15 protein-coding genes and 1 pseudogene are annotated in these 20,179 nt (G+C 61.5%); 7 read left to right on the plus strand and 9 right to left on the minus strand.

Going from position 1 to position 20,179, the window contains the following annotated elements:
- Position 1: 1 nt before the first annotated feature.
- The 5 genes from AYM40_RS33440 to AYM40_RS33460 form a co-directional block, all read right to left on the minus strand.
- Positions 2–1,894: an amidohydrolase gene (locus AYM40_RS33440; RefSeq protein WP_063500228.1), complete on the minus strand. Its 1,893-nt coding sequence runs from the start codon at positions 1,892–1,894 to the stop codon at positions 2–4.
- Positions 1,891–2,178 (minus strand): DUF1427 family protein, encoded by a 288-nt coding sequence (locus AYM40_RS39495; protein WP_082855445.1) that lies wholly within the window; start codon positions 2,176–2,178, stop codon positions 1,891–1,893. Before AYM40_RS39495 ends, AYM40_RS33440 begins: the two co-directional genes overlap by 4 nt.
- A gap of 314 nt (positions 2,179–2,492) precedes the next feature.
- Positions 2,493–3,146, minus strand: coding sequence for a hydrolase (locus tag AYM40_RS33450; protein WP_063500878.1), 654 nt, complete (start codon positions 3,144–3,146; stop codon positions 2,493–2,495).
- A 378-nt stretch (positions 3,147–3,524) separates the two neighbouring features.
- Complete coding sequence (locus tag AYM40_RS33455) at positions 3,525–4,463, minus strand: LysR substrate-binding domain-containing protein (protein ID WP_063500229.1); 939 nt, start codon at positions 4,461–4,463, stop codon at positions 3,525–3,527.
- A 26-nt stretch (positions 4,464–4,489) separates the two neighbouring features.
- A complete protein-coding gene (locus AYM40_RS33460) occupies positions 4,490–4,711 on the minus strand; it encodes a hypothetical protein (RefSeq protein WP_063500230.1) in 222 nt (73 codons plus the stop codon).
- Between the two features lie 195 nt (positions 4,712–4,906).
- Between AYM40_RS33460 and AYM40_RS33465 the strand changes: the two genes are divergently transcribed.
- The gene (locus tag AYM40_RS33465; protein WP_063500231.1) at positions 4,907–5,173 is read left to right on the plus strand and encodes a hypothetical protein; all 267 of its coding nucleotides are present in this window, start codon (positions 4,907–4,909) and stop codon (positions 5,171–5,173) included.
- Positions 5,174–5,849: 676 nt separating this feature from the next.
- Here AYM40_RS33465 and AYM40_RS33470 read toward each other — a convergent pair.
- Positions 5,850–6,455: pseudogene (locus AYM40_RS33470) on the minus strand (DUF2242 domain-containing protein); the annotation flags it as partial.
- 405 nt (positions 6,456–6,860) lie between these two features.
- Here AYM40_RS33470 and AYM40_RS39500 point away from each other — a divergent pair.
- Positions 6,861–7,550: an oxidoreductase gene (locus tag AYM40_RS39500; RefSeq protein WP_082855447.1), complete on the plus strand. Its 690-nt coding sequence runs from the start codon at positions 6,861–6,863 to the stop codon at positions 7,548–7,550.
- Positions 7,551–7,566: 16 nt separating this feature from the next.
- Here AYM40_RS39500 and AYM40_RS43555 read toward each other — a convergent pair whose 3' ends face one another.
- Positions 7,567–7,842, minus strand: a complete 276-nt coding sequence (locus tag AYM40_RS43555; protein ID WP_082855448.1) for a helix-turn-helix domain-containing protein — start codon at positions 7,840–7,842, stop codon at positions 7,567–7,569.
- A 29-nt stretch (positions 7,843–7,871) separates the two neighbouring features.
- Here AYM40_RS43555 and mug point away from each other — a divergent pair, with 29 nt between their 5' ends.
- The 5 genes from mug to AYM40_RS33500 all read left to right on the plus strand — a co-directional run bounded on the left by mug (position 7,872) and on the right by AYM40_RS33500 (position 18,154).
- A complete protein-coding gene (gene mug, locus AYM40_RS33480) occupies positions 7,872–8,429 on the plus strand; it encodes a G/U mismatch-specific DNA glycosylase (RefSeq protein ID WP_063500233.1) in 558 nt (185 codons plus the stop codon).
- Between the two features lie 394 nt (positions 8,430–8,823).
- Positions 8,824–10,071, plus strand: coding sequence for an efflux RND transporter periplasmic adaptor subunit (locus AYM40_RS33485; RefSeq protein WP_063500879.1), 1,248 nt, complete (start codon positions 8,824–8,826; stop codon positions 10,069–10,071).
- Positions 10,072–10,086: 15 nt separating this feature from the next.
- Positions 10,087–13,218 carry an efflux RND transporter permease subunit gene (locus tag AYM40_RS33490; RefSeq protein WP_063500234.1) on the plus strand — a complete coding sequence of 1,044 codons (3,132 nt, stop codon included), beginning with the start codon at positions 10,087–10,089 and terminating at the stop codon, positions 13,216–13,218.
- Positions 13,215–16,526, plus strand: a complete 3,312-nt coding sequence (locus AYM40_RS33495) for an efflux RND transporter permease subunit (protein WP_063500235.1) — start codon at positions 13,215–13,217, stop codon at positions 16,524–16,526. The genes AYM40_RS33490 and AYM40_RS33495 overlap by 4 nt, the downstream gene beginning before the upstream one ends.
- A gap of 2 nt (positions 16,527–16,528) precedes the next feature.
- Positions 16,529–18,154: an efflux transporter outer membrane subunit gene (locus tag AYM40_RS33500; protein ID WP_082855449.1), complete on the plus strand. Its 1,626-nt coding sequence runs from the start codon at positions 16,529–16,531 to the stop codon at positions 18,152–18,154.
- Between the two features lie 263 nt (positions 18,155–18,417).
- Here the strand turns inward: AYM40_RS33500 and AYM40_RS33505 are convergent, their stop codons facing one another.
- Together AYM40_RS33505 and AYM40_RS33510 are read right to left on the minus strand one after the other, a co-directional pair.
- Positions 18,418–19,032: a hypothetical protein gene (locus AYM40_RS33505; protein WP_063500236.1), complete on the minus strand. Its 615-nt coding sequence runs from the start codon at positions 19,030–19,032 to the stop codon at positions 18,418–18,420.
- Positions 19,033–19,123: 91 nt separating this feature from the next.
- Positions 19,124–20,173 (minus strand): patatin-like phospholipase family protein, encoded by a 1,050-nt coding sequence (locus tag AYM40_RS33510; RefSeq protein ID WP_063500237.1) that lies wholly within the window; start codon positions 20,171–20,173, stop codon positions 19,124–19,126.
- Between the last annotated feature and the right edge of the window lie 6 nt (positions 20,174–20,179).

Below are 20,179 nucleotides of genomic sequence, written 5' to 3' on the forward strand. Positions count from 1 at the left end.
GTCAGACCGCCCAGCAGGAGCAGCCGAGCGCGCCCCAGAAGCCATGCAGGTCCGAGGTCGGCGCATTGGCCGTCCACGCGCGGGCATGCGCGTGACCGTGCACACCGCATGCCGTCGCACAACCACACGACGCCGCTGCGACCTGCTGCAGCGCCGCTTCGCCGTTGCCGCTCGCGTTCTTCCACCCGGCGAAGCCACCAAAGCGACGCACCGGCGACCAGTCCGGCATCGCGGGCGGCGGTGCGCTGTCGTCGAACGACGCGAATTCGCCCGTGCCGTACACCACCTTGCCACCCACCACGGTCAGCAGCGACGTGGTATCGGCAATCTCTTCCTCGGCGCACGCAAAGAAGTCGCGGTCCGGGACGATCAGGTCTGCAAACTGACCTGCCTCGATGCGGCCTTTCTTGCCCTCCTCGTTCGAGAACCAGGTCACATTTTCGGTCCACATGCGGAGAGCTGTTTCGCGATCAAGGCAGTTCCGCTGCGGATAGATCCGCAGACCACCCACCGTTTTTCCCGTCACCAGCCATGACAGCGATACCCAAGGGTTGTACGACGCGACCCGTGTTGCGTCTGTACCGGACGAAGTCCGGATTCCCTTCTCCAGCATCTTCGCAACCGGCGGCGTGGCCTCGGCTGCCTTCGCACCGTAACGCTCGACAAAGTACTCTCCCTGGTACGCCATCCGGTGCTGCACCGCGACGCCACCACCCAGCGCAGCGACTCGGTCCATCGACTTCTCGGAAATCGTCTCGGCGTGATCGAAGAACCAGTTGATACCGGCAAGCGGCACGTCCCTGTTGACCTTCTCGAACACGTCGAGCGCGCGGCTTATGGTTTCGTCATAGGTCGCATGCATACGCCACGGCCAACGGTTCTCCGCCAGTACGCGCACGACTTCTTCCAGCTCTCCCTCCATCTGCGGGGGCATCTCCGGACGCGCGACACGGAAGTCCTCGAAGTCCGCCGCCGAGAACACCAGCATCTCGCCTGCGCCGTTGTGGCGGAAGTAATCGTCACCCTGCTTGTACTTCGACGTCTTCGTCCAGTTCAGGAAGTCTTCCTTCTCCGCCTTCGGCTTCTGCGTGAACAGGTTGTAGGCGAGACGGATTGTCAGCTGGCCCTCGTCGGACAGTTTCTGGATCACCTCGTAATCGTCCGGATAGTTCTGGGAGCCGCCGCCCGCGTCGATCGCACCGGTCACGCCCAACCGGTTAAGTTCGCGCATGAAGTGGCGTGTCGAATTCACCTGATAGTCGAACGGCAACTTCGGACCCTTTGCCAGCGTCGCGTACAGGATCGATGCATTCGGCTGCGCGAGCAGCAGGCCGGTCGGATTGCCGGCGCTGTCTCGCACGATCTGTCCTCCCGGAGGCTCCGGCGTGTCCTTCGTGTAGCCGGCCACGCGCAGAGCCGCCGCATTCAGTAGCGCGCGATCGTACAAATGCAGAATGAACACGGGTGTATCGGGCGCAACCGCATTCAGCTCTTCGATCGTGGGCAAGCGTTTCTCGTCGAATTGATGCTCGGTGAATCCCCCCACCACGCGCACCCATTGCGGCGCCGGAGTGACGGCAACCTGCTCGCGCAGCATGTCCATCGCGGTGGCAAGGGAGCGCACGCCATCCCAACGCAGCTCCATGTTGAAGTTCAGTCCGCCGCGAATGATGTGAATGTGGTTGTCGATCAGTCCGGGCAGTACTCTGCGCCCCTTCAGGTCGATCACCCGGGTTGATGACCGTGCGAGCGGCAGGACCTCGATGTCGCTGCCCACCGCAGCAAACTTGCCATCCTTGATCGCAACAGCCGTTGCGGTGGGGTTCGAACGATCCAGCGTCGTAACCCGGCCGTTGTAGAGAATCAGGTCCGGTTGAGTAATGGTAATGCTCATGAGTGTTCCTCCTCGTTGCCAACACGCCCCCGGTCTGCCTGCAACACGGCATGACCCGACCGGGTGCTGGAAAGACGACCGGTTCCGCTCGTCCGATGCGATAGGGCCGGCGGCGTCGAATAACCCAACAACTGCTTCGCGCAAGGAATCGCCTGCTCGCCGATCAGCATGCCCAGCAGACCGAGCAATGCGATAAGCGGAGGTGCCGGCGAACGTACATTGATCAGGCTATAGATAATGCCGACCAGGATGCCGGCGCCTAGCGATAACAGATAGAGTTTCATTGGTCCTGCCCTGACGTCGAAGTATCGGATTGAAGCGCGCCAGTCGCTCGAGTTAATTACGCAAAGCGGCGAGATCGACTGGCTGCATCGCCAATCAAAGACCCTGGCAACCTACGACTATTCACAGACAAAAAATCGGATGACTGATTTAGTCACGCGGCGCGGATAATATGACAACTTTATCGCCATCCTAAATATATAATAATCGCCGCTTTGCCAATCGCTGTCACCGGTCAACCTGCACTTCGATTATCGCCGCCGGTTCGACCAGCGGCGATAATCGACCCGGGCCGAGCGGGCATGAAAAATCTTGTTCAGTGTCCTTCGGAACCGCCGAACATCGTCTTCGCATAGACCAGACCTAGTCCGTAACCGCCGCCATGCGCTACCGAGGTTTTAACTGTTTCATTGTAGGTTTCGGTCCGAGCCCAATCGCGTTGCAGTTCGAGCAAATACTGCAGCGACGTCATCGGGCGTGCACCCTGTTGGACGAGGCGATCTAGCGCGCGCTGATGCGCTTCGTCCGAAACATCGCCGCTCGCATCAGCGATCACGTACACCTCGAAGCCCTGATCAAGCGCCGAAAGCGCCGGCCCGACAACGCAGACGCTGGTCCAGAGACCCGCCATCACGATGCGTGATTTGCCGATTTCGTTGACGCGAGCTGTGATGCGAGGGTCCTCCCAGGTATTCATAGAAGTCCGATCGATCGTCTCCTGGCCAGGAAAGGTCGAGCTGATTTCTTCGAAAATCGGACCGGAGAAGGCCTTTTCGGCGACGGTAGTCAGAATCGTCGACACGCCAAACTCGCGGGCCGCCTTCGCGACCAAGGCGACATTGTTGCGCAGAAGAACCGCATCGATCGACTTCGTCGCGAATGCCATCTGCGACTGATGGTCGATCATGATCAGCGTGTGATCGTTCGGGGACAAAAGGGTCTTTCCGGGCTTCGCTTGTGCTTGAGTCATCTTCAATACTCCAGTCGATTGGGAATGCGCGAAATACATCGGTTGCGCGTTTTTTTGCAATCTCTAGCATGCGTTCGCGTGATGTCACATCCACTTCCGAATTCTCACGATACGCATGAAACAGACGGTGCATGAACGCATGCCGGTGGATGAACTCGACGGTGGTCCGCCTATTCATCAAGCCGCTCATGCGTTGAGGAGAAGTTTGGATGACAGCATCGGTATTAGCCAATTCGAAATACTTGTAAGGCCGATTACTGGCGCTAATCGATCCGACACGTGAAGCGAACCGCATGCTTATCGCGAGATGCGCCCGGCTGGAGGTTCAGAGCCCGGCGCTTTGCAAACGCGCTGCGATCGAATGGACCTAAGCGCTGCCTATCGACCGGAGGTGCGAGGCGCCGTAGCGCGGGTTTGCGCGCAACGCGCTTCTTCAGCCGCCAGATCGAGAAAGTCACGTATCAGCGAACTGCGTTCGTTTGTGCGCGACAACATCTGGACCGTTACGGGCTCGAGGCCGTTGATCTGCCGGTAGTGCAAAGTTTCTGGAAGCGACGAGAATAGATATGTAGTGCCGATCATTGCGCCGAGCCCCTGTTCGATGAGCGTGACGCCAACTTGTGCCTGCGCCGTTTCATAGATGAAGTTCGGCGTGAAGCCAGCTTGCTGGCAGTGAGCAACGATCGAGTCATAAAGCGGCGGGTTGACTGCACGTGCCGAGCCGATCAGTCGCTCCTGCGCAAGATCGCAAAGGTTCAGGCGGTCGACGTTTGCCAGCCGGTGATCGCTGCGCATCAACAAGACCCAGGGTGCTTCGAACAGCGGCTGAACCAGTACGTCGTCGTTGCCTGGTGCAGCGTCGACCAATGCGCCGAAGCCGACGTCGATATGTTTTTTGGTCAGCGCGGTGATCTGCTGCGCCGGGTTCATCTCGTGGCGCTCTATCGTGACGTCCGGATATAGTGCCTGCAGCCGAATGAGCGCAGGCGGAATAAATGGCAGATTCGCGTACTCGACCAGACCGATCGAGATCCTGGATTCTCTATGGCCCGCGGCATCCTGCGCCTCACGCAACGCGCGCTCAACCTGAGCGAAGATGGCGTCGGCGCTGTTCCGCAGAGCCTCGCCCGAAGCGGTCAGCGTCACGCCGCGCCGGTCGCGGTTCAGTAATTGCGCGCCCACCAGTTCTTCGAGTTTCGCGATCTGCTGGCTAAGCGCAGATTGCGTTATCGACGCGAGGTCGGCCGCCCGGCCGAAATGGAGTTCCCGCGCAAGAATCGAGAAGTAGCGCAGTTGACGCAATTCAATTGCTTTCATGTGGCTCTCGAGTCGAAGGTCCGTTGTCAGTCCAGCAGAGCGCCGCCGTCCACTGCTTGCGAGTATTGGCCAGGTGCGCGACGCCGACGCCGGCTACCGAACGTAGAAAACGAACGAGACACGCCGCGATAGCGGTCCGGGCGCGAGCAGGGCGTGGTGTTGTACTGATCGTGGCCGCGCATCGTGGCGAGCAGATTGTGAAGCGCAAGGCGCTCGAGAAGAAGATGGGCGCTATCGATAACAGTCATTCCCCGCAGGAATGACCCGCGTAATGCCGGACCATGCCAGCCTCAGATTGGGATCTGGGACCTATTGGGTTTACACCTGAAATTGGAATGCACCCTTGTGAACAAGGTGCTTAATGATGAGCGATCGCTTTCCTACACTTGGTATCACCTGCTACGGACAACAGTTCGTAGCAAATCCAAGACTGGAGTTTCATTATGAAATCGCTCATTCAAGCCATTGCAGTTGCCGCGGTACTCGCCGTCCCGACCGTTTCGTTTGCTCAGTCGGACGACAGCGCCCCCATGAACAACCCCGCTGTGTCAGGCTACGGTGGTGTGGCCGATGACACATCGGCGTCGGGTTCACATCATCCGCTTCGCGCACTGGATCATTCGATCCATTCGATGGGACATGCGATCCGTGCGTCGGTTCGCCCCGACCCCAATGACGGTATGAAGCCGATTTACTTTGGTGCACGTTAGGCCCCAACGTTTCCCGGTCGTTGTCGGCCCGGCCGGCGCGCGCGAGCGCTGCCGCCCAGGCCGATCGCGGCGCCACCGGGGCGGCGGCACGGGTAGTCGCAGGCTTCAGCAGTCATTCGGAACGTGAAGTCGAAGGTCGATTTCTCCATACTAAACCCGGCCCTTCCGACGCGACGGGTCCGCGCAAATTGCGTCACACCGGTATGGCAGTCAGGCCGCGGAGACTCTGGACTACATTTCATTGCCTGAGCCTGTCGTGACCGAAATCCGCTCGCAATCTCACGCCATTGAGCGAAATCGCTCGAATCCCTCTTCCAGATCGGCAATGAGGTCCGAGGGGTCTTCAAGACCGCAATTCACATCCGCATGCAAAGTCACGGTGGACTTGTAAAGTCGCCATGAGCTGCATATGTTCATACGTGGGTCACCCTGTCCGTGCGCCGGTGCCAGCCGCTTATGGTCGTGTCATCTTGCGAGAACCCCGATTTCATTTGCGAGCGTCTTACTGGCAATGAGGTGGGTGTCGAACTGACTGTCACTGCGTTCAAGACGCATACTTTGGTGGACGCCGGCCGCAAGAAAACCCGCCTGCCCCGGCTCGGAAGGATACCGGCGACGCTTACTTGGTGCTCGTCGCCTTCTCCGAATCACTGCCTGCCTGGGCTGCCCCGATCGGCGGCACGGCGTCGTTCATCGACGGCAGCGTCTCCTTCGGCGCCGCAGCGGCGTCAACGGAGGCCGGCTGGGCAGAGTCGACCTTCAGGTAATGCTCGACTAGCGCGAAGAAACGCTGATAGAAAACGCCGGCGGGAATCGTCTCGCTCGCAACCTTCACCATCGAGTCATCACTCGAGCCGATCGGCAGCGACAGCGATCCGAACACGCTCAGACCGACGCTCGCCGAGGTGTTGCTCTTCTTCAGCGCATAGCGATCCTGCACCGCGTTCACGTACGCAGTGCTGCTGTTGCTTTTGGGGTCGTCGGTTGTGCAGACCACATGGATTTCGATCACCGCGTGCGAATCGCTGGTAGGCTGGAAATTTTTCGAGCCATCTACCGAATCAGACCTCGTTGAACTGGCGATATATCCTTGGCTGAGCAACGCACGGCGGGCGGCTTCGCAAGCGGGCTCCGCCTTCGCGGTGAACTTGTGCGCATAGGGGCTGTCGCCTGTGGTGAACTGTTCTTGCTGATAGAGCGGCTTCGGCGTCGAGCACGCAGACAGTGCGCTCACTAGCGCAAGCGCGAAAGCCGCGGAGGTAAAGCGGAACTGAGTATGCATGGCTGAATAGGGTGGATCGGCTCGAGCAGTGAAGGGGTCTGACACAAAAAGGTCAGGACGCCCAATGCTCTTGCGCGGCATGAGAGGGACACATCATGCGGGCGATCCGAAAGTGGACGGGCGCGCCTATTATAATTTTCTTTCCCTACAACAACCTTCGACGTTGCCGCGAGCCCAAGTCCTGGACTTGCAGGGACATGCATCAACGCACCACCGGCCACCCTCTATCAGCCGAGCTATATACGTGGTATTCGCGTTGAACGCCTTGCTGGTGGATCTCTTCCGCCCTAACCTGAATCTGACATTCAGCCGCCCTTCCAACAGTTTCCTGGACTGGCCATCTCATGCAATCCATACACCGACGAACTCCCGATTCAGGAAGACGAAGGTCCTATTGGAGAAGACATGCACGACAACCCCCTCTCAGTCATCGTTACACGGAAATGGCAGCTTGCCGAGAGTTACCATGCCGTCGAACTTCAAACCAAGTCCGGATCGGGGCTTCCGTCGTTTGACGATGGATCTTGCGTCACACTTTTTCTCGACAACGTCATCGGCAAGGAGAGAATATATCCCCTGTGCTGTTTTACGTCCCGGCCGCGTGCTTATGTAATCGCTGTGAGACAGGATGATGGCGAAACGGACACAGAAACAGCAGGCATCTCGTTGAATCAAGGAGACGAGGCGCTTATCGTAACACCACGGAGTCCTACAGTTATTTTAGACGGTCGCACACAATCGATACTTTTTGCTGGCGGTGTTGGCGCTGCATCGATCGCGGGAATCGCGAAACGGCTTGCACTGGCAGGTCGAAAATTCGAGCTGCACAACTTCGCTCGATCGCCTGAACGTGCAGTCTTTCGGCAAGAACTTGACGCGCTTAAAAGCGAAGGCAGGGTCCATCACCATTTTGGCCTCGATGCAGACCGATTGGAGCAGGCAACTTCTCACGCGATGAGCCCAGCACATGCGAACACGCAGATCTACTGCAGTGGTCCCCCAGCATTTATGGATCTCATCGAGCGCCAAGCTCGCGACTGGGTATATCCGGCTAATATCCACAAAATTCTCCTGGGTGACGGAAAAAATTCATAGTCGCGTCTTTTCCACGCTACCCGGCGATCGACTTCCGGTCTAAGGGATGGAAGCGCGCCTGGTCAACTCGGCAGTTCGAGCCGACTCGGGAGTTCCCAAGGCCGGTCGGACGGCAGCAAACTTTCCTATTCAAACAAGGGTCTCTTCTGGCAGGCGACCTACGACGAAGTTCGCGAGCCTGAACCATACGGGTCACATAGACTGCTGAGGTATGCAGAACTTCGGCGGCTCTCGTGAAGCTGGTCGTTTCGACCACCTTCACATACACCTTCATTGCGGTAATCTTGTCCATGCCCCTCCCAATGAAGGCTTATCCACTCCGTGACCCACTCCGATTCACTTCAAGGTCTTCCCGATATCCTTGAACCCGGTTTATCAGTGGTATTTTGCGGCATAAATCCAGGCGTCCTTGCGGCGTCGACTGGCCGCCATTTTGCCGGGAGAGGCAATCGGTTCTGGCGGACCGTTCATCTGGCGGGTTTTACTCCCGAACAGATTTGTCCTGAGGACGATCGCACTCTTCTGCAATATGGTTGTGGCCTGACAACCGTGATCTCGCGTCCAACCGCACGAGCAGACGAACTGTCGCAATCGGAGTTCAAAGCGGCCGCAACGGAATTCGAGCGAAAGGTTGAACGATATGCGCCGCAATGTGTTGCCTTCCTTGGAAAGATGGCGCTCTCCGCCATGTCGGGCAATCGCGACATCCACTGGGGCCCACAACCAACAGCGTTCGGCGGCGCCCGTGCATGGGTGTTGCCAAATCCAAGCGGCCTGAACCGGACATTCAGCCTCGACGCGCTGGTGACCGCCTACCGGGAACTTCGTCTTGCAGTCGCGCCGGCTGATTCGGCCCTTCGCGATATTCCACGTCGGTGAGTTTGCCGGATGGCCCATAATCCTTCATACCCTTAATGTCGGACGCGATGTGAAATGGGAGGTTACGAGGCTCGAATAATTTCAATAAGCTTTCAGTGCGCATCCCCGCTCACCGTGACCGCTGCCCAACGCCCTCCACGCTCAACCGTCCGTTGGCGCAGGCTGTGGGCGGAAAGAAACCCGACGGAGCCGTTCGGACCCCGACATGTTTCATTCTGGTAACGCAAGCCTTGCGCGCCCCGGGTACATTGATGCCATGCCTCGCCCCGCTCGTTGACCACCGGCTTCCACCAAGGCGAGTATGAGCAACGCACGGTCTGTCAGCGGGGCCCTCGCGGCAGCCGGCGACGCCCCGTCCGATCATCAACGGCAGTATCTGTTTTCGGAGAAACCTATGAGCGACGCCGTGTCCAGGCAACCCAAGCGCTCCCGACGCGGGCTCATTCTGTTTGCAGTTATCGTGCTGGCGCTGATCGCGCTTGTCGTTGTCCACCTGTTGACCCAGAAGAAACCCACACGCGAGGCCGCACCCATCGTCGTCACCGTGGCGCGCGTCACGCTCGGTTCGATGCCAGTGACGTTGAGCGAACTCGGCACGGTCACGCCGACCGCCACCGTGACCGTGCTGCCGCAGCTAAGCGGCTACCTCACGGCCGTCGGCTATCACGAAGGCGAGGAAGTACAGAAAGGCCAGTTCCTCGCCCAAATCGATCCGCGCCAGTATCAGATCAGCAAGCAACAGGCTCAGGCGACGCTCGCCAAAGACCGGGCGTCGCTTGCCCAGGCACGTGCCGATCTTGCCCGCTACACGCAGTTGAACGAGCGCAAGTCGATCGCCCAGCAGACCTTCGCGGATCAGCAATTCCTCGTGCAGCAAGACGAGGCGGCGGTCCAGTCCGATCTCGCCAACATCGCCCAGTTCGACCTCGACCTGACCTATTGCCGCATCACCGCGCCGGTCTCCGGCAAAGTCGGCCTGCGCCTGGTCGACCCGGGCAACTACGTGACGGCCTCATCGTCGACGGGGATCGTCGTCATCACCACCATCAAGCCGACCACCGTGCAGTTCACGGTGCCGCAGGACGCGCTGGCCTCCATCGTGCAGCGCCTGAATGGCGGCGCGACCTTGCCGGTCACCGCGTATACCAGCGACAACGCGCGCGAGGTTGCCACAGGAACGCTTTACGCCGTCAGCAACCAGATGGCCACGGCGACCGGCACCGTCACCTTACGCGCCACATTCGCCAACGAGGACGAAGCGCTGTTCCCCAACGAGTTCGTCAACGTCAAGTTGCTGGTCGACACGCTGCAGAATGCCGTGCTGGTGCCAACCCCCGCCGTGCAAACCGGCGCGCCGGGCGACTTCGTCTATCTGGTCAACGCGGACAATACGGTCTCCGTGCACAAGGTCAAGCTCGGCCCGAGCGACGGCAAGAACACGGTCATCCTGTCCGGCCTCTCCCAAGGCAACCAGGTGGTCACGGATGGCACAGACCGCCTGAACGACGGCGCCAAAATCGAGGCGGCCAGGCCGAAGCCCGCAGCGGCCAATCCGGCGGCCAGCGGCGCCGCCGTGGAGCCTGCCGCCTCCAAACCCGCTGCAGCGTCCGCGGCGGCGCCGGCCAATGCTGCTTCGTCGTAGCAGGCTCACGCGCCGATGAATATTTCCCGTCTGTTTATTCTTCGACCAGTAGCCACGGTGCTGCTGATGATCGCCCTCGTGCTGATTGGCCTCGTCGCCATGCGCGTGCTGCCGGTTTCATCGCTGCCCAGCGTCGACTATCCGACCATCCAGGTGCAGACGTTCTATCCGGGCGCGAGCCCGGACGTGATGGCCACCACGGTCACGGCGCCGCTCGAAGTGCAGTTGGGCGAGATCCCCGGCTTGCAACAGATGACGTCGTATAGCTCGGACGGCGCGTCGGTCATCACGCTGCAGTTCGATCTGTCGCTGAACCTCGACATCGCCGAGCAGAACGTCCAGCAGGCCATCAACGCCTCCAACAGCTACCTGCCGTCCGGCCTGCCGGCGCCGCCGACGTATGCAAAGGTCAATCCGGCCGACCAGCCGATCCTGACGCTCGCGGTCACGTCGAAATCGATGTCGCTGACCCAGCTTGAGGACATCGCCAACAACCGCCTCGGCACCAAGATTTCCGAAGTGTCGGGCGTGGGCGTGGTCACGACGAGCGGCGGCAATGTGCCGGCCATTCGCGTCGAAGCGGACCCGCACAAGCTGGCCGCCTACGGCCTGAACATCGACGATCTGCGCACGCTGCTCAGCTATGTCAACGTCAGTCAGCCGAAGGGCAATTTCGACGGCCCAGACCTCGATTACACGATCAACGGCAACGATCAGATCACCGATCCGAAGGACTATCTGGACACGGTGATCGCCTACCAGAACGGCGCCCCGGTGTTCATGCGCGACGTCGCGCGGGTCAGTCAGGCTGCTCAGGACGTCGAGCGCGGCGCCTGGTACAACGGCTCACCGGCCATCGTGCTCAACGTGCAGCGGCAACCGGGCGCGAACGTGATCGCGACCGTCAACCAGATCATGAAGCAACTGCCGCAGCTCGAATCCACGCTGCCGGCCGGCATGAAAGTGACGGTGGTGTCGGACACCACGGGCGTGATCCGCTCGTCGGTCTCAGACGCGGCGTTCGAACTGATTCTCGCCATCGTGCTGGTGGTCGCAGTGATCTTCGTATTCCTGCGCAACGTACCCGCCACGCTCATTCCGAGCATCTCGGTGCCGGTGTCGCTGATCGGCACCCTGGCTGTGATGTACCAGTTGAACTACTCGATCGACAACCTCTCGCTGATGGCGCTCATCATCGCCACCGGCTTCGTGGTCGACGACTCGATCGTGATGATCGAGAACATCGTGCGCTATCTGGAGGAAGGCAAAACACCGCTCGAAGCCGCGCTGGAAGGCGCGGGCCAGATCGGCTTCACGATTCTGTCGCTGACCATCTCGCTGATTGCCGTGCTGATTCCGCTGCTCTTCATGGGCGGCGTGATCGGCCGTCTGTTCAGCGAATTCGCGGTGACGCTTGCCGTCACCATCGTGATCTCCGCAATCGTGTCGCTGACCGTGGTGCCGATGCTCTGTGCGCGCATGTTGCGCGCGCAGGCCGACCGTCATCCGAGTCGCTTCGAGCGGATCAGCGAGGGCCTGTTCGACAAAACGCTCGCCGCCTATGAGCGCGGCCTGCGCTGGGTGCTGGATCACCAGGTGCTGACGCTCGTGGTGGCCGTCGGCACGGTCGTGCTGACCGGCATCCTGTACGTGGTGATTCCGAAGGGCCTCTTTCCGGTGCAGGACGTCGGCGTGATCGAGGGGATTAGCGTAGCCGACAACTCGGTGTCGTACGCCGCGATGGTGAATCGCCAGGGCGCGCTCGCCGATGCGATCCTGAAAGACCCCGATGTCACCTCGCTGACCTCCTACGTGGGTATCGACGGCACGAACTCGACGCTGAACAATGGCCGCTTCCTGATCAATCTTCGCGACCGCGACAAGCGTTCCGACACGGCGCAAGAGGTTGCCCGGCGTCTGCAACAGGAAGTCGCCAATGTGCCGGGCGTCAGGCTCTATATGCAGCCCGAGCAGGATCTGACGCTCGACACGACAGTCTCGCCGAATCAGTACAGCTTCGTGCTGCGCGGACCGAGCCAGCAGGCGTTCCAGAAGTACGTGCCGGAACTGGTAGCGAAGCTGAAGCAGATTCCGTCGCTTGCCGACGTGCAAAGCGACATGAATACCGACGGCCTCAGCGTGAACGTCGAGGTTAACCGGCAACTGGCGGCGCGCTTCGGCATTACGCCCGCGACGATCGACAACGCGCTGTACGACGCGCTCGGCCAGCGCATTGTCTCGACCATCTTCGAGCAGTCGAACCAGTACCGCGTGATTCTCGTCGCCAAACCGGAAGCGTTGCCGAATGTGCAGTCGATCGGCAATCTGTATCTGCCGAGTCAGACCAGCAGCACGGGCCAGGTGCCGCTATCGGGCATCGCGAAGATCCAGATCACGAAGTCGCCGCTCGTGATCAGCCATCTCGCGCAGTTCCCATCGGTCACCATCTCGTTCAATCTCGCGAAGGATGCGTCGCTGAGCACGGCGGTCAAAGCCATCCATCAGGCCGAACAGTCGGTGAATCTGCCGCCGTCGATCACCTCGTCGCTGCAGGGCGCGGCCCAGGCATTCGAAGATTCGCTGTCGAGCGAAGTCTATCTGCTGATCGCGGCGCTGGTGGCGGTGTATATCGTGCTCGGCGTGCTCTATGAGAGTTTCATCCACCCGGTAACGATTCTCTCCACCCTGCCCTCGGCGGGTATCGGTGCGCTGCTCGCGCTGATGATCGCCGGCAGCGACCTGGATGTGATCGGCATTATCGGTATCGTGCTGCTCATCGGTATCGTCAAGAAGAACGCCATCATGATGGTGGACTTCGCGCTGGACGCCGAGCGCAATCACGGCAAGCCGCCGCGCGAGGCGATCTTCGAAGCGTCGCTCTTGCGTTTCCGCCCGATCCTGATGACCACCCTCGCCGCCATGCTCGGCGCGCTGCCGATGCTGCTCGGCAGCGGCACGGGTTCGGAATTGCGCCGGCCGCTGGGTCTCGCGATCATCGGCGGTCTGACGCTGAGCCAGGTGCTGACGCTCTTCACCACGCCCGTGATCTATCTGTTCTTCGACAGAATGGCCGAGCGTACGAGACGCTGGCGCAACCGCAATAAACCGGAGAGTTCGCCTCCTGGCGGTGCGGAGGAAACGCCGTGAACATCTCGGCGCTATTCATCCGGCGGCCTGTCGCGACCACGCTTCTGGCCGTCGCGATCCTGATCTCCGGGGCGCTCGCCTACTTCCGGCTGCCGGTTGCGCCGTTGCCGAACATCGCCTTTCCGGTCATCGTGGTGCAGGCGAACATGGCCGGCGCGAGCCCGGACATCATGGGGACCACGGTGGCCGAGCCGCTCGAGCGGCGGCTCGCCACCATTGCCGACGTTGAAGAACTGACTTCGATCAGCTCCGTCGGCTCGTCAGTGATCGTGGTCGAGTTCGGCCTGAAGCGCGACATCAACGGCGCCGCGCGCGACGTCGAAGCAGCCATCCAGGCAGCGCGAGCCGACTTGCCGACCACGCTGCGCAGCAACCCGAGCTATCGCCAGTACAACCCGGCGGATGCGCCGATCATGGTGCTCTCGCTGACGTCGGACACGCTCACCAAGGCACAGCTCTACGACTCCGCGGACTCGGTGATCCAGCAGCAACTCTCGCAAGTCCAGGGGGTGGGCCAGATCACGCTTGGCGGCGGCGCATTGCCTTCGGTACGTGTGGAATTGCAGCCGGGTAAGCTGAACAGCTACGGCATCGGTCTGGAAGACGTGCGCGCGGCGATCAGCGCCGCCAACGCCGACAGCGCGAAGGGCCATCTCGACGAGGGCGACCAGCGCTACGTGGTCACGTCCAACGACCAGATCACGCATGCCGCGCCGTATCGCGACCTGGTGGTCGCCTACCGCAACGGCGCGCCGGTCCAGTTGCGCGACGTGGCCGAGGTCAAGGATTCGAACGAAAACATCCGCAATGCCGGCCTCTTCAACGGCAAGTCCGCCATCCTAGTTATCGTGTATCCGATGCCCGGCAGCAATATCGTGAGCACCGTCGCGCAGATCCGCCAGGTCCTGCCGTCAATCGAGGCGACACTGCCGAGCAGCGTGCATGTGGGCATCGCGATCGACCGCTCGGAGTCGGTCAGAGCGTCGGTGGGCGACACCGAGCGCACGCTGTTCATCGCCGTGCTGCTGGTGGTGGGCGTCGTGTTCATTTTCCTGCAGTCGCCGCGCGCCACGCTGGTGCCGGCCGTCGCGCTGCCGCTCTCGATCGTGGGCACCTTCGGGCCGATGTACCTGCTCGGCTACAGCATCGACAACCTTTCGCTGATGGCGCTCACCATCGGTACCGGCTTCGTGGTCGACGACGCGGTGGTGGTGCTGGAAAACATCGTGCGTCATATGGAGTTGGGGCTCAGTCCGAAAGAGGCCGCCTTGAAAGGCAGCGGCGAGGTGGGGTTCACAGTGATCTCGATGAGCCTGTCGCTGATCGCGGTGTTTCTCCCGATCATGCTGATGCCGGGTGTGGTCGGCCTGCTGTTCCATGAGTTCGCGGTCACGCTGTCCATCGCCATCCTGATCTCGCTGGTGATTTCGCTGACAGTCACGCCGGCCATGTGCGCCTACGTGCTGAGCCGCGACAACGCAGGGCATTCGAAAGCGCGATGGGCGATGTGGGTCGAAAAGCAGTTCGATCGCTTCAAGAATGCCTACGCGCACTCGCTTACGGCTGTACTGGACCACGCGCTACTGGTCATCCTGCTGTTGATTGGTCTGCTGGTGGGCAACGTGTTCCTGTTCAAGCTGGTGCCGGCCACCTTCTTTCCCGAGCAGGACACGGGCATTCTGATTGGACAGATCATCGCCGACCAGAGCATCTCCTTTCCGGCGATGCAAAAGAAGCTCACGCAATTGCAGGAGATCGTGCAGAAGGATCCGGCAGTGGCCTCGGTAGCGGGCTTTACGGGCGGCCGCGCGCTCAATACCGCCAACGTGTTTATCGAACTCAAGCCGCTGGCGCAACGCCACGCCACGGCCACCGACGTCGTGAACCGCCTGCGGCCCAAGCTCAATGCGGTCTCGGGCGCCCGGCTCTTTATCCAGGCACAGCAGGATCTGCGAATCGGCGGACGGCAATCCGCTGCCGAGTATCAGTACACGCTCACCAGCGACGATTCCGCCGCGCTGTTCAAGTGGACACCGCTACTCGTCGCCGCGCTCGGCAAGGAGCACGCGCAGTTGCTCGACGTGAACTCGGACTTGCAGCAAAACGGTCTCCAGACCTACGTCACCATCAATCGCTCGACGGCGGCGCGCTACGGCTTTGCGCCGAACCAGGTCGACAACGTGCTGTATGACGCGTTCGGCCAACGCACGGTGTCGACCATCTACAACCCGCTCAATCAGTATTTCGTGGTGATGGAGGTGGCGCCGGATTATTGGCAATACCCGCTAACGCTCAAACAGATTTACCTGAGCAGGGCGTCGGGCAACGCTACCGGCACGGCGGCCACGCAGATGCCGGGTGCCACGGTGTCGGGCGTGACCGTGGCGACCGAAGCAAGTGCGACCACGAACGCACTCAACTCGAACGCCCAAGCCAACGCGACCACCAACAGCATTGCCAATAGCAAGGGCGGCAGTTCGACCGGCAGTGCGGACAGCACGTCGGCGGAAACCATGGTGCCGCTGGCGGCGCTGGCTTCGTTCTCGAACAGCCATACGTCAACGCAGGTGAACCACCAGAGCGGCCTCGTGGCCGCGACGATTTCGTTCAACCTGCCAGCGGGCGGTTCGTTGAGCAAGGTGGGCGTGGCGATCAACAACACGATCCGCGAGATCGGCATGCCCGCCAGCATCCACGGATCGTTTGCCGGCGCCGCGGCGGCCTACTCGCAGTCCATGGGTACGGTGCCGCTGCTGATCCTGGCGGCGCTCGGCGTGGTGTATATCGTGCTCGGCGTGTTGTACGAAAGCTCGATCCACCCGCTGACCATCCTGTCGACGCTGCCGTCCGCGGGCATCGGTGCGACGCTGGCATTGCTGATTTTCGGCACACCGTTCTCGGTGATCGCGTTGATCGGCATCATCCTGCTGATCGGTATCGTCAAGAAGAACGGCATCATGATGGTCGACGTCGCGATCCACTTGCAGCGCAGCGAAGGCATGCCGGCGAAGGATGCGATTCACTCGGCCGCCGTGGTCCGTCTGCGGCCGATCATGATGACCACATTCGCCGCCGTGCTCGGCGCGGTGCCGCTGGCCATCGGCATTGGCCAGGGCGCGTCGCTGCGCCAACCGCTCGGTATCACGGTGATGGGCGGCCTGATCCTGAGTCAGGTCTTTACCTTGTACACAACGCCGGTGATCTACCTCTACCTCGACCGCTTGCGTTTCAAGCTGGTTAGATGGTCTGCAAACCTGCCATGGAATCGCGACGCGCAGCGACCCGGACAACCGGATACGAGGGCATGACGATGAAGATTTCCCGTAACCGCTTTGGGACGCTAAGTGAGCCACCTGGCGGCCCGCTTAGTGGCCCACTCAGTGGCCCGCTCAGTGGCCCACTCAGAGGCCCGCTCAGTGGCCCACTTAACCGCGTTGGCCGCCCTGGCCGCCCTGGCCCGCTTCGACAGCTGGTCGTCGCGACGCTAGCCCTGCTGGCTAGCGGCTGCACGGTCGGCCCGAACTACCACCGGCCGCAAGTCAACGTGCCTGCCACCTACTCGGAGTTGCCGGGCTGGACGCAAGCCGAGCCCGCGGCGGAGAAACCGAAAGGCGACTGGTGGACGGCATTCAACGATCCGCTGATCGACCAGCTCGAACCGCTGGTGTCGGTGTCGAACCAGACCGTGCGCGCGAGCTACGCAAACTATCAGGAAGCGCTCGCGGAAGTGCGGGCGGCGCATGCCAGCCTGTTTCCGACCATCGGCGCAACCGGTTCGGCCACCAGGGCGCGTGCCGCGAGCGGCAATGCGGCCAGAGTGGTCAACTCGGGCTCGCTGGAAGGCGACATCAGCTGGGCGCCTGACCTGTGGGGCCTGGTGCGGCGCACGATCGAAGAAAACGCCGCGACGGCGCAATCGAGCGAAGCGACGCTCGCCAATGCAACGCTCTCCGAGCAGGTGGCGCTGGCCACGGCGATCATCGAACTGCGCACCAGCGACGCCAATATCGACCTCCTGCAAAGGACGGTCGTGGCCTACCAGCACTATCTGGACGTCGTGTCCGACCAGGATCAGGCGGGCACCATCCCGCCGTCCGACGTGATCACTGCCCGCACCCAGCTCGAGACGGCGCAGTCCAATCTGATCGCGCTCGGCGTGGCGCGCGCTCACGACGCGCACGCGATCGCCGTGTTGGTGGGCAAGAATCCGGAAGAGCTGTCGATTACGCACAGCACCGCGATGCCGACGCTGCCGAGCGTGCCCGTCGGCGTGCCATCGACGCTGCTCGAACGCCGGCCCGACATCGCCGCCGCAGAACGCAAAATGGCTGCGCAAAACGCGGCGATCGGCGTGGCGGTGTCGGCTTATTACCCGGCGGTTTCCCTCTCCGGGCTGGCCGGCTTCACGCAGTCGCCGTTGTCCGGTTTGCTGAACGTGGCCAACTACGTCTGGTCGCTGGGCGGCAGCGCCACCGAAACGCTTTTCGACGGCGGCTTGCGCAGCGCCGACGTCGACGCGGCGAAAGCCGCCTACGACGCGGCCGTCGCCAACTACCGGGGCACGGTGCTGGCAGCGTTCCAGAACGTTGAAGACGACTTGAGCGGGTTGCGAATCCTGGCCGAGCAATCGGTCGTCCTGGACACGGCCGTGCGAGACGCAACCCGTGGCGCCGAGATCGCTTTCAACGAGTATCAAGCCGGTACGGTGGACTACACGACGGTGGCCACCGCGCAGGCCACACAGTTGAGCACTCAGCAGACCGCGCTGAATGTTCAGGAGACGCGCCTGCTGGACGCGGCGTCGCTATTCGGCGATCTGGGCGGTGGCTGGTCGGCGGACGCGCTGCATGATCCGCGGCATCCGGAGAGGCAGCAAACAGCGCCTGCGCAGACGGGGAACGCGGCTGCGGGGACTGTTGACGCGAAGGTGCAGTGATTCACGGCATCTCCAATGCTAGACGTTCCGGACAGAGCGACTCCAGGAAATCACGTGCGCCGAAGGCCTCGCCGGCGCTGAAGACACCCGCCCCGTGGACCTGCCCACTGACGACACGTATGGCCGCTTCAACCACCATGGGCGCTGATTGCGTAGATATCCTGACCGCTTGCCGACAAACGACGTTCGTTGCCTCCCGAGCGCACGACCACCTCGACCACCTCGACCAGGACGGTTTGTGAGGAGCGTCCGCTCTCTCATGGTCATTGCGGCACCGGCAGGCCGAGCCGCCACGTCAGATTGCCCCGCGCGCGCGTTTCGCAGCGGGTATGAAAAAAATCGGTGTGATAGATGCGCGGACGTGCCAGCAGGTTGCCCAGAAACGTCCGTTCGCGCATGTCGTAGGCGCGGTCGTCAAGGTCGGGACGTTCCGCCCGCAGGCGCATCCCGTCCTCGCGAAAACGGTCCCGTCGACCACCCAGCACCGCAAGATCGATATCGCAGGCGAAGCGATCGTCCAATCCAGCCGGCACACGCGTATGCCGGGTCGCCAGGATCATTTCGCAGATGCGCTCGCCCGCAGCGATACGGTCATCTGCCCATTGCCGGAACCAGTCCGCGCTGCGTTGCTCATTGTCCCGCGCGCCGGGAACGTAGACCACGTCGTGGCACCACAGTGCAAGTTCCACGGCATCGGCATGAGGAATCGCGCTACGCGCCTGGTCGAGATAGTGCATGCAGCGGCGGATATGGCGCAGCGTGTGGTAATGACGCGCCGGTTCGGCATAAAGCCGCGCCAGGTCGGCATAGGCGGCCTCGGCGCGCAAGCCGCCGCTGCGTGACCACAATGCGATGAAGCGCGCTTGCGTCTGGCTCATCCCCGCCCCTTTCCACCCTGCACGGATGTGTGACCGTTCGGCGCCGTATCCATCATGACGTCGTTGCTTTGCGCCAATCCAGGCGCGATGCTCAAAGAAACTCCTCGCGAATGTCGATACTCGAACGTTGCCCGATGTTCTGGTAGTGATGCATGAGCCAGGCATCGGCCTCGCGCCGCCCGTTATCGCGCAGTCCGCAAAGGAAATCCCAATCCGCGTTGTACTTGCTGGACACGCTGAGCGCGCACATCGCCTCGTCGGATCGAATGGAATGGATCAGCATTTCCTTCATCTCGTCGCGATCGACTTTGCCTTGCTGGATCAGATCGGTGACGAAGGCGATCGCGCGCATCTCACGCATCAGCGACGAGTTGAAGCTGATTTCGCTGACGCGGTTAAGGATGTCCGCAGCCATAACCGGCACGCCCCGGCGAACCAGCGGGTTGATGTGGACGATCACGACGTCGCGCGTCTTGCAGTGGTAAATCAACGGGTAGATGGCCGGGTTTCCCATGTACCCGCCGTCCCAGTAGTGTTCGCCATCGATGGTGATCGCCTGGAACAGCGTCGGCACGCACGCAGACGCAAGCACAGCATCCGCGCAGATGTCCTCGCCCGTGAAGAGGCGTATTTTCCCCGTCTCGACGTTAGTCGCACACAGATACAGATGGATGGGACATTGTTTTCGCAACGCGGTGAAGTCGACCTGACTGTCGAGCACCTCGCGCAGCGGATTCAGATTGTTCGGATTGAACTGGTAGGGCGAGAAGATGCGCAGCGCCATGTCGGCGAACGCATATAACGGCGAATGATCGAACCCGAAGCTGTGCGTCCCTTTCAGCCATGGCACCCAGCGCAACGGGTTGTAACGCTCGGCGGATTGCGCCACGGCATGCCAGAAGTCGTGCAGCGCCTGCCGTGCGCCGTCCTCGCCCCCTTTCAGCAGCCCGTATGCGAGCACCGCGGCATTCATCGAGCCGGCGCTGGTCGCACTCACCCCTTCAATCGCCAGCCTGCCGTCCTCGAGCAAGCGGTCGAGCACGCCCCACGTGAACGCACCGTGCATCCCGCCCCCCTGCAAAGCCAGCGCGACCGGTTTGTGCTCGTCATCGCCGCGTAGTCTTGTATTCTTCGTCGTCATTTCCCG

Origin of the sequence: Paraburkholderia phytofirmans OLGA172, assembly GCF_001634365.1 — a bacterium.
Taxonomy (GTDB): domain Bacteria; phylum Pseudomonadota; class Gammaproteobacteria; order Burkholderiales; family Burkholderiaceae; genus Paraburkholderia.